The sequence below is a fragment of the Polaromonas sp. P1_G4 genome, from assembly GCF_056405475.1.
In genome coordinates this window covers 1-13,647 of sequence record NZ_JBFUCA010000052.1, presented here as the reverse complement: position 1 = coordinate 13,647, position 13,647 = coordinate 1, and the positions used below count along the sequence as shown (strand labels likewise).

The 13,647-nt window shown below is 63.9% G+C and carries 13 protein-coding genes; 8 read left to right on the top strand and 5 right to left on the bottom strand.

Features of this window, described 5'->3' with window-relative positions; translation table 11 throughout:
• Nucleotides 1-263 (top strand): hypothetical protein (locus AC1D1X_RS04575; protein WP_477697896.1); only part of this gene is annotated, 263 nt, incomplete at its 5' end.
• Nucleotides 260-730 (top strand): GNAT family N-acetyltransferase, encoded by a 471-nt coding sequence (locus tag AC1D1X_RS04570; protein WP_477697895.1) that lies wholly within the window; start codon nucleotides 260-262, stop codon nucleotides 728-730. The genes AC1D1X_RS04575 and AC1D1X_RS04570, both read left to right, overlap by 4 nt.
• A 51-nt stretch (nucleotides 731-781) precedes the next feature.
• On the opposite strand, the gene AC1D1X_RS04565 is transcribed toward AC1D1X_RS04570, so the two are convergent.
• Nucleotides 782-1,921, bottom strand: coding sequence for an aminopeptidase (locus AC1D1X_RS04565; protein ID WP_477668547.1), 1,140 nt, complete (start codon nucleotides 1,919-1,921; stop codon nucleotides 782-784).
• A gap of 6 nt (nucleotides 1,922-1,927) precedes the next feature.
• On the bottom strand, nucleotides 1,928-4,030 hold the full coding sequence (locus tag AC1D1X_RS04560; RefSeq protein WP_477668927.1) for a molybdopterin-containing oxidoreductase family protein: 2,103 nt from the start codon (nucleotides 4,028-4,030) through the stop codon (nucleotides 1,928-1,930).
• A 79-nt stretch (nucleotides 4,031-4,109) separates the two neighbouring features.
• Here AC1D1X_RS04560 and AC1D1X_RS04555 point away from each other — a divergent pair, with 79 nt between their 5' ends.
• Both AC1D1X_RS04555 and AC1D1X_RS04550 read left to right on the top strand, forming a co-directional pair.
• On the top strand, nucleotides 4,110-5,261 hold the full coding sequence (locus tag AC1D1X_RS04555; RefSeq protein WP_477668546.1) for an ABC transporter substrate-binding protein: 1,152 nt from the start codon (nucleotides 4,110-4,112) through the stop codon (nucleotides 5,259-5,261).
• Between the two features lie 174 nt (nucleotides 5,262-5,435).
• Complete coding sequence (locus AC1D1X_RS04550) at nucleotides 5,436-6,566, top strand: ABC transporter substrate-binding protein (protein WP_477668545.1); 1,131 nt, start codon at nucleotides 5,436-5,438, stop codon at nucleotides 6,564-6,566.
• Nucleotides 6,567-6,661: 95 nt separating this feature from the next.
• Here AC1D1X_RS04550 and argE read toward each other — a convergent pair whose 3' ends face one another.
• On the bottom strand, nucleotides 6,662-7,885 hold the full coding sequence (gene argE, locus AC1D1X_RS04545; protein WP_477668544.1) for an acetylornithine deacetylase: 1,224 nt from the start codon (nucleotides 7,883-7,885) through the stop codon (nucleotides 6,662-6,664).
• A 93-nt stretch (nucleotides 7,886-7,978) separates the two neighbouring features.
• Here argE and AC1D1X_RS04540 point away from each other — a divergent pair, with 93 nt between their 5' ends.
• The 4 genes from AC1D1X_RS04540 (at nucleotide 7,979) to AC1D1X_RS04525 (ending at nucleotide 12,091) form a co-directional block, all read left to right on the top strand.
• The gene (locus AC1D1X_RS04540; protein ID WP_477668543.1) at nucleotides 7,979-8,857 is read left to right on the top strand and encodes a decaprenyl-phosphate phosphoribosyltransferase; all 879 of its coding nucleotides are present in this window, start codon (nucleotides 7,979-7,981) and stop codon (nucleotides 8,855-8,857) included.
• The gene (locus tag AC1D1X_RS04535) at nucleotides 8,854-9,804 is read left to right on the top strand and encodes a lysylphosphatidylglycerol synthase transmembrane domain-containing protein (protein WP_477668542.1); all 951 of its coding nucleotides are present in this window, start codon (nucleotides 8,854-8,856) and stop codon (nucleotides 9,802-9,804) included. Before AC1D1X_RS04540 ends, AC1D1X_RS04535 begins: the two co-directional genes overlap by 4 nt.
• 74 nt (nucleotides 9,805-9,878) lie before the next feature.
• Nucleotides 9,879-11,417 (top strand): ArnT family glycosyltransferase, encoded by a 1,539-nt coding sequence (locus AC1D1X_RS04530; RefSeq protein ID WP_477697894.1) that lies wholly within the window; start codon nucleotides 9,879-9,881, stop codon nucleotides 11,415-11,417.
• Nucleotides 11,405-12,091, top strand: a complete 687-nt coding sequence (locus AC1D1X_RS04525; RefSeq protein WP_477668540.1) for an HAD-IB family hydrolase — start codon at nucleotides 11,405-11,407, stop codon at nucleotides 12,089-12,091. Before AC1D1X_RS04530 ends, AC1D1X_RS04525 begins: the two co-directional genes overlap by 13 nt.
• A gap of 341 nt (nucleotides 12,092-12,432) precedes the next feature.
• Here the strand turns inward: AC1D1X_RS04525 and AC1D1X_RS04520 are convergent, their stop codons facing one another.
• Together AC1D1X_RS04520 and AC1D1X_RS04515 are read right to left on the bottom strand one after the other, a co-directional pair.
• Nucleotides 12,433-13,206, bottom strand: coding sequence for a tetratricopeptide repeat protein (locus tag AC1D1X_RS04520; RefSeq protein WP_477697893.1), 774 nt, complete (start codon nucleotides 13,204-13,206; stop codon nucleotides 12,433-12,435).
• Nucleotides 13,207-13,265: 59 nt separating this feature from the next.
• On the bottom strand, nucleotides 13,266-13,647 hold a 382-nt coding region (locus AC1D1X_RS04515), incomplete at its 5' end, for a TetR/AcrR family transcriptional regulator (protein ID WP_477697892.1).

Genomic DNA, 13,647 nt, shown 5'->3' with positions numbered 1-13,647 from the left:
TGGCAGCAAGGCTCCCAAGTATTTTGACGCGCTACGGCAGTGTGCAGGTGCAGACATCAGCACCTCTTCAGTATGGTGCACGTTCAATCGAACTGCCTCTGGAGGCGGTCAGGTCGGTGACACCCATGGCCCGAAAGCTCGGGCGTGCTGATGCGGATCATCACGATGTCGACGCGTTGCTGGCTCGGGAATTGGCGGGCCGCGACGAGCACACTGTGACCGTGCCGCCCATGTCTGTTGCTGCCTGGGTTCAACTGGCATGAGGCACGCAGCATCTCCTGTGTGCATTGGCCATCTTGCCGACCACCCGCAGCACCTTGCGGCGCTGGCCGCGTGGCACCAGGCGCAATTCGGCTATCTCAATACATCGGTTACGGTTGAGCAGCGCACACAAAGGCTGAAGGCATCCGCGCAGAAGGGCGCGTTGCCGATGACCTTTGTGGCGGTTTGCGAAGGCCGGCTTTTGGGGTCGGCGAGCTTGCTGCCACAAACGATTACCCATTCCCACTTGTCTCCCTGGCTGTCCAGTGTTTATGTAGCGCTCGAGCACAGGAACAAGGGGATTGGGTCGGCGCTGGTCCGGCATGTGGTTCGGGAGGCCGCCGGCATGGGCAAAGACAAGGTCTACCTGTTTACACCGAACAGCRAAGCCCTGTATGCCCGGCTCGGCTGGAAAGTCGTCGAACATACGGAATATCAGGGACACAGCCTCACGATCATGTGCGTGTAAGCCTATAGATACGCCCCTCGCCGCATGTGCCGGGACGCTGCCCAGGTTGAACTACTCTTTGGGCTGTCCGGCCTTGCGTTGGTGACTGTGTGCCTGCGCAAGGTTCACCATGTTGTGTTCAAGTGCCTTGCGCCGTTCGTCCTTGGGTAGCCGGGCCAGCTTTTTGACCGCATCATAAAACCGTTGCCAGTCACGGCCCTCGTGTTCGAACAAGGCTTCAAAGCCCGGCACCAGTTCGTCGTACGCGGCCTGTGCGCCAAACGAGGCATTGTTGGCGTTCGCCACCCACAGGTCGTAACCGGCAAAGCCGCCCCATGATGCCTTGAGTTCAGCATAGGCGTCGCGAAAGCGCTGGTACGCTATCATTTTGCTAGCTGCTTGCGCAGGTTCTGATTGGGCTGCGGCATCATTTTGATCATAAATTGCGGTCAGTTCGCGGCGCGTGGCCAGTGCCAGCGCGCGGAACTGCCGGCGCCGGCCATCGAATACCGCGTAGGCCTTGCGTGCGTCATCGCCAGCCTGCGTGGCCAGCCAGCGCTCGATACCCAGGCGTTCGACGGCAGTGGCAAACGATTCATTGAACATCGTGTCACCCGGCGCAAACACCACCTGGTGCGACAGTTCGTGAAAGATCAGCCGGGCCAGTTCCCCCTCAGGGTAGCCGATGAAGGTGTTGAGCAAAGGGTCGCCGCCGGCCCAGTTCATCCAGCCCAGCGTGGAATACGCGGGCACGCCGTAAACGCTGGCTTCCAGGCCTTCGGCCTTGAGCCGCGCCGCTTCGGCGCGCGCGTCGGCCTCATTGAAGTAACCGCGGTAGCCTACACAGCCCGTGACCGGGAAGCACCAGGTTTTGAGCGTGAGCGAAAACGCCGGCGCTGCCACCACGTTCCAGACCACGGCGCTGCGGCGCAGGTCGGCATAGCGCCGGTAGCTGGCGTTGTCGGGCAGTTTCAGCTCGGCCACCGCAAAGCTGCGGATGCGCTGCGACAGTTCCAGCCGGCTTTTCAACGAGGCCGATGTTTGCGCATCACCGAGCCAGTCGTCCACCGGCCGGGCCGCGTTGAGCATCTGCATGTGGCCGCTGACGGACTGCCAGTAGTAACCCAGGTCAGCACACCCCGTGAGGCACAGTGCGGCTGCGGCCAGCGCAGCAGCCAGGCCGGTCAGTGTCTTGGCGCGCGTTCGGCTCACCGTGCCTCAAGCTGTTTCAGCGTCGCGCTGCACCTGCACCAGGCAATCGTAAAAAACGGGGCCGCGGCCCATGTCGGTCAGGTGCTGGCTGGTGAGCTGGTTCACATTGGTGCCGTCCAGGCCCAGCTTGCGCCACCAGATACCCAGGCCGTTGACCACGCCGGGGCGCGCCCGCGCGGAGACTTCGGCCTTGACGCGGTACTCGCCGCGCTGGTTGAACACCTTGACGACCGCGCCCGTGGTGATGCCGCGCGCGGCGGCATCGTCTGCATGAATCTCCAGCACCGGTTCGGTTTCCATGTCGCGCAGGCTTTTCACGTTGACGAAGGTGGAGTTGAGGAAGTTGCGCGCGGGCGGCGAGATCATGGCCAGCGGGAACAGGTCGGACGTGTCGGCTGCTTCGTAATTGGGCACGTGGCCAGGCAAGCCGTCGGCGCCTGTGGCTGCCAGCCGGGCACTGAAGAATTCGCAGCGGCCCGACGACGTGGGGAAGTTGCCTTCGGCAAACGGCGCATCGGGCAGCGTCAGCGTGGCAAAGCCCATGTCCAGCAGCTGCTGGAAGTCCACCTTGTCGCCAAACGTCGCGCGGCACAGCTGCTCGTCGCTGTCGGCAAAGCAGGGCCCGGTAAAGCCCATGTGGGCGGCCAGCTCGCGAAAGATCTGCGTGTTGGGTTTGGCCTGGCCCATGGGCGCGATGGCCGGGCGATTCAGCAGCACGTCGGTGTGGCCGTAGGAGGCATGCACATCCCAGTGCTCCAGCTGCGTGGTGGCCGGCAGGATGTAGTCGGCGTAGTCGGCCGTATCGGTCTGGAAGTGCTCAAGCACCACAGTGAAGAGGTCTTCACGCGCGAAGCCCTGAACCACTTTTCCGGATTCCGGCGCCACTGCCACCGGGTTGCTGTTGTAGGCGATCAGCGCCTCGATCTTCGGGCCGAACTGCACCGACGTGGGTTCCAGCAGGGCGTTGCCGATGGTGCTCATGTTGATGGTGCGCGGCTGGCGGTCCTGCAGCAGGTCGGGCCGCTGCAGGGCAGCTTTGTCGACCGGGAACAGGCCCGAGCTGCTGAGCAGCACGCCGCCGGCCCGGTGCCGCCACGCACCCGTCAGCGCGGGCAGGCAGGCAATGGCGCGCGCCGCATTGCCGCCGCCGCGCACGCGCTGCATGCCGTAGTTCAGGCGGATCGCTGCAGGCTGCCGGTTGACGAAGCATTCGCCATAGTCGCGGGCCAGCGATCGGATCTGTTCCGCCGGCACGCCGCAGACCTGTGCCGCGCGTTCGGGAGGCCACTGCAGCGCACGTTCGCGCAGTCCGCCGTCGGGGTCTTGCCAGCCCAGGGTGTGCTGCGCGATGTAGTCATGGTCGAGCCAGTCGTGGGTGATCAGTTCGTGCATCAGCGCCAGTGCCAGCGCCGCGTCGGTGCCCGGCAGCAGGGCGATGTGCTCATGGCATTTCTCGGCGGTTTCGCTTTTGCGCGGGTCGATGCATACCAGCTTGGCGCCGTCGCGTTTGGCCTGCTGTGCATAACGCCAGAAGTGCAGGTTGCTGCCGATGGAGTTGCTGCCCCAGATGATGATGAGTTTCGATTCGGCGAAAAACTCCACCCGCATGCCGACCTTGCCGCCCAGTGTTTGCGTGAGGGCCTCGCCGCCGGCTGATGAGCAGATGGTGCGGTCCAGGAGTGACGCGCCGAGCTGGTTGAAAAACCGGCCCGCCATGCTTTCACCCTGCACCTGGCCCATGGTGCCGGCATAGCTGTAAGGCACGATGGCCTCGGGGTTGCGCGCTGCGATGGCTTTGAGGCGGGCCGCAATGTCGGCCAGCGCCGCTTCCCAGCTCACGGGTTCAAACTGCCCGCTGCCCTTGGGCCCGCTGCGTTTGAGTGGATGCAAAAGGCGCTCAGGGTGGTAGGTGCGTTCGGTGTAGCGAGAGACTTTGTTGCACAGCACGCCGCCGGTGTGGGGGTGGTCCGGGTTGCCCTGCACACGAATGGCCACRCCATCTTCCACCGTGGTCAGCAGCGAGCAGGTGTCCGGGCAGTCGTGCGGGCAGGCGCCCAGCACCTGCAGGGCCGCAGGCTTCAGCCCGGTGTCAGGTTCGGCCTTGGCCATAGGGGAGATGCTGATGGTATTGCTCATGGTTCAACTTTATATTGGCAGGCATACCGGCCCCCGGGGATGAGGAGACGACATGACAACAAAAACAGGAATGCATTCATTCCGCGTGCTGGCCAGGATCACCATGGTAGCGGCACTGGCCGCCCTGATGGCGCCGGGGGTGTATGCCGAAGATGGCATCAGTAAAACCGCTGTCACGCTGGGGCAATCCCTGGCCATGACCGGGCCCGGCAGCACGCTGGCTGTGCCGTTTGCCCAAGGCGCGCGCCTTTATTTCGACCACGTCAATGCCGGCGGCGGTGTCAACGGCCGCAAGATCGAACTGACCACGCTGGACGATGCGGGCAACCCCGATACCGCCGCGGCCAACACCCGCAAGCTGCTGGACCAGAAGGTGTTTTCGCTCTTCGGTTACTACGGCTCACCACAGGTCACGGCCGTCAATCCGCTGTTGAAAGACACCGACATTTTGCTGTTCGCCCCCATGGCCGGCGCCGACGAGCTGCGCGGCTCGCTCTATCCCAACGTGTATTCGGTCCGGCCCGGTTATTCGGAAGAAGCCGCCATGATCACGCGGCATGCCGAAACCCTGGGCATGCGCAAGCTGGCCATCCTGCACGGCAAGGATGCCGAGTCAATGGCGGCGCTGGATTCGGCCGAGCGCACCATGGGCGGGCTGGGCGCCAACCTGGTGGCCAAGTCGGCCCTCTCGGGCGGCAGTGTGGCCACGAGCGTTGAACAGATTCTGGGCAAGAAGCCTGAATCCGTACTGGTCATCAGCGACGCTTCCGGCGCCGCCAGCGCGATACGCGATTTGCGTGCCAAAGGCTTTCGGGGGCCCATCTACGGCTTTTCCAGCACTGGCGAAAGCCTGCTGGCCGAGCAGCTGGGTGCAGCCGGTGCCGGTGTGGTGGTGGTGCGCGTCACACCCAAGTCGGACAACGCCAAGAGCGTCCTGGTCCGTGAACTGCAGGCCGACGCTACAGCGGCCAAACTGGGCAAACCCAATGTGTACATGCTCGAAGGCTACATCGCCGCCTGGACCTATGTCGAAGCGCTGCGCAAGGCCGGAAAGGACCCGACCCGCGTCAAATTGCGCAAGGCACTGGACACCATGCAGGAGCTGAGCCTGGGCGGCTTTCGGGTTCACTTTGACGGGGACCGCGTGGGCTCCAAACTGGTGGAGCTCAGCCTGATTGATGCCACCGGGCGGGTGCGGGAATAGGAAGGGTGAGATAGCGGAAATTGGCGAGTGTTGTGGGCTGGATGATGCAAAAGGTGACAAATTACCGGCTGTTGCGTTGCTGGCTTCCGCTAAAGTAGTGACCTATCTCACGTATTTGTAACTTAGTTTTTACAAATCAAGCCGTTTGTAAATTTTTGTTGCGAAGATAGCGTCATGAACATTACTCGCAGAACCTTTTCCACCGCTGTCGGCGCTTCCGTGCTGGCGGGTTTCAACATCGCGCATGCCCAGACCGACAAGATCATCCTGGGCCAGTCGGCGCCTTTCACTGGCCCGGCTGCGCAGCTGGGCATCCAGTTCTACCAGGGCGCGAAGGTGTACTTCGACCAGGTCAACGAACAGGGCGGCGTCAACAAGCGCCTGATTGAAATCCGCAACCTGGATGACGGCTATGAGCCCGCCCGCTGCGCCGAAAATACCCGCAAGCTGATCGACGACGAGGTGTTTGCGCTGTTCGGCTACATCGGCACCCCCACCAGCATCGTCGCCCTGCCGCTGGCCACCAAAGACAAAGTCCCGTTCATCGCGCCGTTTACCGGTGCCATGGCCTTGCGTGACCCCTTCAACAAATATGCCTTCCACGTGCGCGCTTCGTATAACGACGAAACCGGCCTTATCGTCAAACAGCTGACCGCCCTGGGGCTGAAGAAAATCGCCGTGTTCTACCAGAACGACGCCTACGGCAAGGCCGGGCTGGACGGCGTCACGCTGGCCCTGGGTGCGCAGAACCTGAAGCCCGTGGCGCAGGCGACTGTTGAACGCAACACGGTGGACGTGGCCAAGGCCGTCACCACGCTGGTGGCCGCGGGCCCCGATGCGGTCGTGCAGATCGGTGCTTACAAGGCCTGCGCCGCCTTCATCCGCGAAGCCCGCAAGGCCGGCTACGGCGGCACGTTCTACAACGTGTCGTTTGTCGGAACGCAGGCGCTGGCCGATGAGCTGGGCAAGGATGGAGCAGGCGTGGTGGTGTCACAGGTCATGCCTTCGCCCTACAACGGAGCGCGGCCGATTGTGCGCGAGTTTACTGAAGCGGTGAAGGCGGCCGGCAAGGACGCGAAGGTCAATTTCTCCAGCATGGAAGGCTATGTGGCCGCCAGGATTCTGGTGGACGGCCTCAAGCGCGGCGGCGCCAAGATGACCCGCGAGTCGCTGATTTCGGGCATGGAAGCCATCGGCACCCAGTCGGTGGGCGGATTTTCCGTGACGTTCTCGCCGACCGACCATGTGGCGTCCCACTTCGTGGAACTGTCGATGCTGACGGGCGACGGCCGAATACGGACGTAACCCCCCGAAGCGGCCTGCGGCCGCCTCCCCCTAAGGGGGCGCCACCTGCGGCCCGGCAAAGYCGGTTCCGCGATGGCCTGCGCGAAAGCCCGCCTCTAGCGAAGCTCGCCGGTGTTCGCCAAGCCTTGCATGAAGTCCTCGCAGCGCGCGAGCTGCTCCAGACTCACAAATTCGTCGGGCTGGTGCGCCTGGTTGATGCTGCCGGGTCCGCACACCACTGTGGGAATGCCGGCGTTTTTGAACAGGCCTGCTTCGGTGCCGAAAGCGACCAGCGTGGTTTCTTTCGTGCCTGCCAGGCGCTGGGCCAGTTGGGTCACCGCGTCGCCGGCGGAGCCGAGGAAGGCCGGTACTTCACAAATCGTCTCAAAGCTGAAGCCGGCGTCGGGCGCTATCTTTTTCATAGCTGGTTGCGCACGTTCCGCATAGGCTACAAGCTCTTTTTGCATTAAAGCCGCATCCGCCGTGGGCAGGTTGCGGAATTCGTAGCGAAACTCCGCGTCGCGCGGCACCACGTTGTCGGCAATGCCGCCGTGGAACTGGCCGACGCTGGCGGTGCTGAAGGGCACGTCGAAGCCTTCATAGCGCGGCTCGTTGGCCTCAAAGCCGTCGGCCATGTCGCGCAGCTTGCCGACGACACGCGCCGCCATCTCGATGGCGTTGACGGATTGCGGCGTGAGCGAGGAGTGCGCCTCCTTGCCGCGCACGCAGCATTTGTAGCGGTACACGCCCTTGTGCGCGGTGGCCGGCACCATGCTCGTCGGTTCGCCCACGATGCAGGCGAGCGGCTTGATGCCCGCGTCCTTCATGTCGGCAATCAGCTCCTTCACGCCCATGCAGCCGACTTCCTCGTCGTAGCTCAGCGCCAGATGCACCGCAAATGGCGCCTGACTGTTCAAAAAATCCCCGGCGTGGGCCAGCGCCAGGCCGATAAAACCCTTCATGTCGCAGCTGCCGCGGCCATACAGCCGGCCGTCACTGACCGTGGCCGACAGCGGGTCCAGCGTCCAGTCCTGGCCATCCCAGGGCACCGTGTCGGTGTGGCCCGACAGGATGATGCCGGCCGGTTTGCCTTCGCCCAGCGTGGCAAAGAGGTTGGCCTTGGTTTTGTCGGAATTGGTGGTGATGCGGCTGGCCACGCCGAGTTTTCGCAGCTCGTCGCGCACGAAATGAATCAGCGCCAGGTTCGAGTTGTGGCTGACCGTGTTCATGCGGACCAGGGTCTGGACCAACTGCAGGGCGTGGGGGGACACCGAAGGAACCGAGGGCGAGGGGGTCAAGGTGGGAGCCGTGAGGATGGGGGAGAAAGGTGCGGAATCCATGGCCTATTTTGGCCGCATTCCCTGATATGTGAAGCCGGTCCCGTCAGGTATGCTTCAACGTCGCTTTCCTCCGGGGCGTTTTTGCCCATCCTGATGTCTTCCTTGCCCCCTTCCTTGTTCTCTTCCCCGCTTGCATTGATACGGCTCATGCGGCCGCACCAGTGGCTCAAAAACGCCTTTGTGTTTGCCGGCCTGGTGTTCAGCCAGAACTGGCAGGACACCGCGCTGGACCTGCGCGTCTTCTACGCCTTTGCGGCGTTCTGCTGCCTCTCCAGCATGGTCTACATCATCAACGACTGGCATGACCGCGCGAGCGACGCCCTGCACCCCACCAAGCGCCACCGGCCGCTGGCCAGTGGCGCAGTGGCTGTGCCGGTGGCGCTGGTGCTGGCGGTCCTGTTGCTGATGGCGGGCCTGCTGCTGGCCGCGGGCAACCGCACGCTGCTGGTGTTGCTGGGCCTGTACACGGTGCTCAACCTGGCGTATTCGTGGCGGCTCAAGCAGGTACCGGTGGTCGACGTGTCCATCATTGCCTCGGGCTTCATGCTGCGCCTGCTGGCCGGCACCGTGGCCGTCGGCATTCCGCCTTCGCGCTGGCTGTTGCTCACCGGCATTTTTGTGGCCCTGTTCCTCGGTTTTTCCAAACGCAAGGCCGAAACTTTTCATGAAGAAGCCAGTCAGCGCGCCGTGCTGGCGCACTACCCGGCGGCCCTGCTCGACACCTTCATGGCCGCGACCATGACGGCCACGCTGACCACCTACAGCCTGTTTGCCACCAGCCCCGAGGCGCAGCTGCAGCACGGCGAGCGCCTGCTCTACACCGTGCCGGTGGTCATTTTCGGCATGCTGCGCTACACCTACCAGGTGCACCGCGGCCGCGGTGAAGACGTGGCGCGCGACATGCTGCGGGACCCGTGGATCCTGGCGGCCGGCACGCTCTGGCTGGCCATCTTCCTGAGCCGCCGCCTGTGATTCCCGAGGGCGCTCCGCCGCCCGCGCGCGGCACCTTGCCGTTCAAGCAGCTGTTGCTGGTGCTCGGCGTGGTGGCCACGGCTTATGCGGCCGTGCTGCTGATCTGGGGTGACAGCCCCAGGGCCTCGCTCGCGCTGCTGTGGTCGTGGACGGGCGCCCAGGCAGCAGGCCTTTGCCTGCTTAACTATCTGCTGCGCGGCCTGCGCTGGCGGCTGTGGATGGCCCACTTTGGGCGCCATTTCGGCTGGCTGCAGGGGCTGCGGCTGTACCTGGCTGGTTATGCCTTCACGCCCACGCCGGGCAATGTGGGTGAAGCGGTGCGCGGCTTGATGCTGGCGCAGCGCCCGCTGGGCACGGCGCAAAGCCTGGCCATCTTCGGCGCCGAACGGCTGGCCGACCTGCTGTGCCTGTTGCTGCTGTGTTTTCCCGCCGTGTGGTGGGGCCTGAACCATGGTGCGATGCCGGCGTCGCCCGGCTGGCTAGCCGGGCTGCTGGCCGCTGCGGCCCTGCTGCTGGCACTGGTGATGGGCCTGCTGTTCAAACATCGCGCGCGGCTGTTCCAGCGCTTTGCCTGGCTGCAGGAGGCCTGGTTGTGCCTGGCGGTGCGGCCGCTGCTCTGGTTTGGCCTGACGCTCACGGCCTGGGCAGCCCAGGGCGTCGCGGTCTGGCTGGTATGCCGCGAGATGAATGTCCCCCTCGGCCTGCTGACGGCCACCGGTTTTTACGCGGTCGCCATGGTGGCCGGTGCGTTGTCTGCCCTGCCGGCCGGCCTGGGCGGCACCGAAGCCGTGCTGACCGGCCTGCTGGTGGCGCAGGGCGCCACACCGGCCGCAGCCCTTTCCATCACGGTGCTGGTGCGGCTGCTGACCCTGTGGCTGGCCGTCGCCATTGGCGTGGTGGCCTTGCTTTATAGTGCGGCCATCCGCAAGGAAATCAGTTTTCGCTAGCCACTGCGGGCCTTCATTCCTGGCTTTTCCCGCACCATGCAAAGCCGCCAGGCCTACCCGTCCTCCCAGTTTCCATGCCCCAGAACCACGACACCGCCGCCTTTCCCGTTTCGCTGAGCCGCTGGCTGCTGGGTGCGGGCCTCCTGTCACTGCTGCTGCGGTTCTGGATCGCCGTCACCTTTCCGGTCACCGGCGACGAGGCCTTTTTCTATTGGTGGGGGGTGTACCCCGCCTGGGGCTATTCAGACCACCCGCCCATGGTGGGCTGGCTGATTGCGCTGATGCGCGCCACGCTGGGCGACAGCCTCTGGTCGATTCGCCTGCCCATCGTGTTGCTGCCGCTGGCGCTGGGTGCGGCGTTGTGGTGGGCGCTCAAGCCCGCGGGCAAGGTGCGCGCCGCCTGGGCTGTGCTGTTCTTCTGGCTGGCGCCGCTGAACTGGCTCAACGTCCTGATCACCACCGACACACCGCTGATTTTCTGGTCGGCGCTGTCCGTTGCCGCGCTGATGCGCGCCGAGCGCCGGGSGGCGCTGGACCGCGCCGCTTACGGCCTCTACGCCCTGTCGGGGCTTTTCCTGGGCTGCGCTTTTCTGTCGAAATACTTCTCGGTAGTACTCGGCTTCAGTTATCTCGTCTACTTCGTGTTGTACCGGCGTGAACGGCTCGCGGGTTTTGCGCTGCTGGTGTTGTGTGCATTGCCCGGCCCGGCCATCAACATCGCCTACAACATGTCGCACGGCTGGTCGAACATCATGTTCAACGTCTACAACCGCAACGAAGACGCGGTGTTCGAATGGCGCAAGCCGCTGACCTACATCGGCATGATGGTCTACCTGATCACGCCCGTGGCGGTATGGATGGCTGTGCGCTACCGTGATGCGCTGATGGCCGCCGCACGGAACCAGCGCCTGCTGGCCTGCCTGGTGGTGGTGCCGCTGCTGTTTTTTGCGCTGCTGTCAGGCAAGAAGGTGATTGGCCTGCATTGGGTGCTGTCGTTTTACCCTTTTGGCTTCGCCTTTTTGGCGGTTGCCTTGCCGGCTGACAGGCTCAAGGCCTGCGCCAAGGGGCTGGCCGTGTTTGCCGGCCTGCATGTGCTGGTGGTGGCCGGGCTGTACATGACGTCGCTGGATACCTGGAAAACTACCAAGCTGTATCCGCAGATCATCCGCAGCTACAAGACGGCCGAAATGCTGCAGCAGGTCACCGTGCCCGGCGTGGTGTTGATGGGCGAGGCCTACACGCCCGCGTCGATTTTCGGTTTTGAGCGCCGCGAATACATGCCGGTGTTCGGCGTCGGCAAGTTCCATGCGCGCCAGGACGACATGCAGGTCGACTTTTCGCTCTACCAGGGCAAAACGGTGCGTGTCATCGTCGCCGACAAGCCGAAGCTGGAAGAGTTTGCGCCTTACTTCGAGTCGGTGCGTGTGCTCAGCTTCGAGCAGGACGGCGTGCCCTTTTACGCGGTCGAAGGCACGGGCTTCAAATACCAGGCCTACCGCGAAGGCGTGCTGGGCACGATTTTCAAACGCTACTTCAACATTCCTTCGTGGCTGCCGATGACGGGCTGCCCCTTCTGCGTGCGCTACTGCGGGCAGGTGCGATGCCCGAGGTGAGCGCCGCCGAGACCGGTCCCGTCGTTGCCGCCTTTGACTTCGACGGCACGCTGACCCGGCGCGACACCTTCATTCCTTTCCTGGCGCGCGGCCTGGGCTGGCCACGGTTCCTGGGGGCCTTGCTCCGCTGCTTCCCGTGGCTGGCCGGCTATGCGCTGCGCCTGGTGCCCAACCACGTCGCCAAAGGCAAGCTGATGCAGGCCACGCTGGCCGGCCGCAGCCTGGCCGAGATGCAGGGCTGGACGGCCCGCTGGCTGGCCCACGATTTTCCCGGCCAGCTGCGCGAGGACGCCATGGCGCGCCTGGCCTGGCACCGCGAGGCCGGGCATTGCTGCGTCATGGTCAGCGCGTCGCCCGACATCTACCTGCAGGTGGTGGCGCGGCAGCTGGGGTTTGACGCGCTGCTCTGCACGGAAATGGAAGTGGTGGGCGAGGGTGAGGACGGGCATCTCACCGGCCGCCTCACTGGTCGCATGAGCACCCCCAACTGCCATGGCGAGCAGAAGGTGCTGCGACTGCAGGCCTGGGCGCTGGAGCGCTATGGGGAAACAGCGCTGGCCGGCGTCACCCTGTATGCCTATGGCGATACCTCCGGCGACAAGCCCATGCTGCGGCTGGCCCGGCATGCGTGGTACCGGGGCAAGCCTTGGGTGGATGCGGCACGGCCGGTGTGAGGGCTTGAGCCGGCCTGGCCCGGCGCCTGACGCAGGCGGGCCCACGTTGCTGATGCTATGGTTTTGATAGCTGCTTGCGCAAGATCCTTATGCCTTTCAGCCCTGTTTGGCACTCAAAAAGTGCCTCAAAACCTGCTTTGCGGCGCTGGAAATCGCCAAAACCGGCCCCAAAACACCAGTTTGAAGGCCATTTCGGCCTGTTTTTGAGCATCAATTTGACCTCCAGGCCAATGCTGAATTGCACAAGCAGCTATCAAAATCATAGCGAAAAACAGGCAGGGCCCGTGCGCCTTGCGACGCGCGGGCCCTGCCGGGAGTGCTGAGTAAGGCTTCGGTACCGCTCAGTCTTCGAGTTCGGCCTTGGCCATCTCCACGTCCAGCCGTTCGGTGGCGTCCAGCGGTTTGCTGGCTGCGGCCTGCTCGTACAGCTTGGTGGCTTCCTTCATTTTTTTGTCGCCTTCCAGCATGACGAGGCCGTTGGCGTATTCGATCATGCCGATGGCCGAGCCCGGGTGCAGCTTCAGCGCGTCCTTGTAGAGCGCCAGGCCGATGTCTTTTTTGGCGCCGTAGGTCATCCCGCCGATCAGCGAGCCCACCTTGTCGATCACCTCGGCATGAAAGGCCGCCAGCGCAATGTGCGCGTCTGCGTGCCTGGGTGAGAGCTTGATGGCCTGCTCCAGCGAATTCTTCACCTTGGTCCCCAGGCCCTGGGCCAGCGCCTTGGCCACGCTGATGCCCTGGCTGTAGCGGCCCAGCGCATAGGCCTGCCAGTACCAGGCGTTGGCGTTCTTCGGGTYGGCTTTTTGCTGGGCTTCGGCGCGTGCGGCCACTTCCATGAACATGTCCAGCTTGGCCTTTTCCTTGGTTTCGAGGTAGGTGGCGTACATGCTGGTGGCCTTGTTGGCCACGGTGATGCCGTCGCCGCCGGCCTTGGCGCCGGCTTCCGCCGCTTTCTGGAAGTCGCCGTTATGAAACAGTACCCAGGCCTGCAGCACATCGGCATCCTTGGGCAGGGGCTCGCAGTCGCCCTGGTGCAGGCGGGTCCAACTCTTTTTCAGGCTGGCGGCATCAAATGTGTAGTCGCCGGCGTGGGGAAAGGCAGTCCATTTGGCCATGTGTGTTGTCTCCTTGGTAAAAATTGTTGGTGTTATGAATGACGGCAGTTTGACGGAATTCAAGCCGGGTTGCTGTAAGCCCCGACCAGCGCCTGCAGGTGGGCGCGCTGGCCTTGCTCAAGATAGGGAATCAGCAGGTTGAGCACGTGGTGCGCGCCGCGCAGCAGGGCGGCCTGTGCGTTGGCAGGTTCCAGCGCGTTGCGCGGGTCGCGCACGTACTCAAAGCTCAGCCAGTAAGTGAGCACCACCACCATGCTGGTGGCCGTGGCCTCGACCTCGCGCGAATCAATCGTCACAGCGCCGGAGCGGCTCATGCCGTCCAGCAGGGCTTTCACTGCGCGGGTCTTGTTTTTGAGCACCCACTGGAAGTGGGTTTCGAGGCGGCGGTTCTTGCTCAGCAGGTCATTGAGGTCGCGGTACAAAAAGCGGTACTGCCAGATC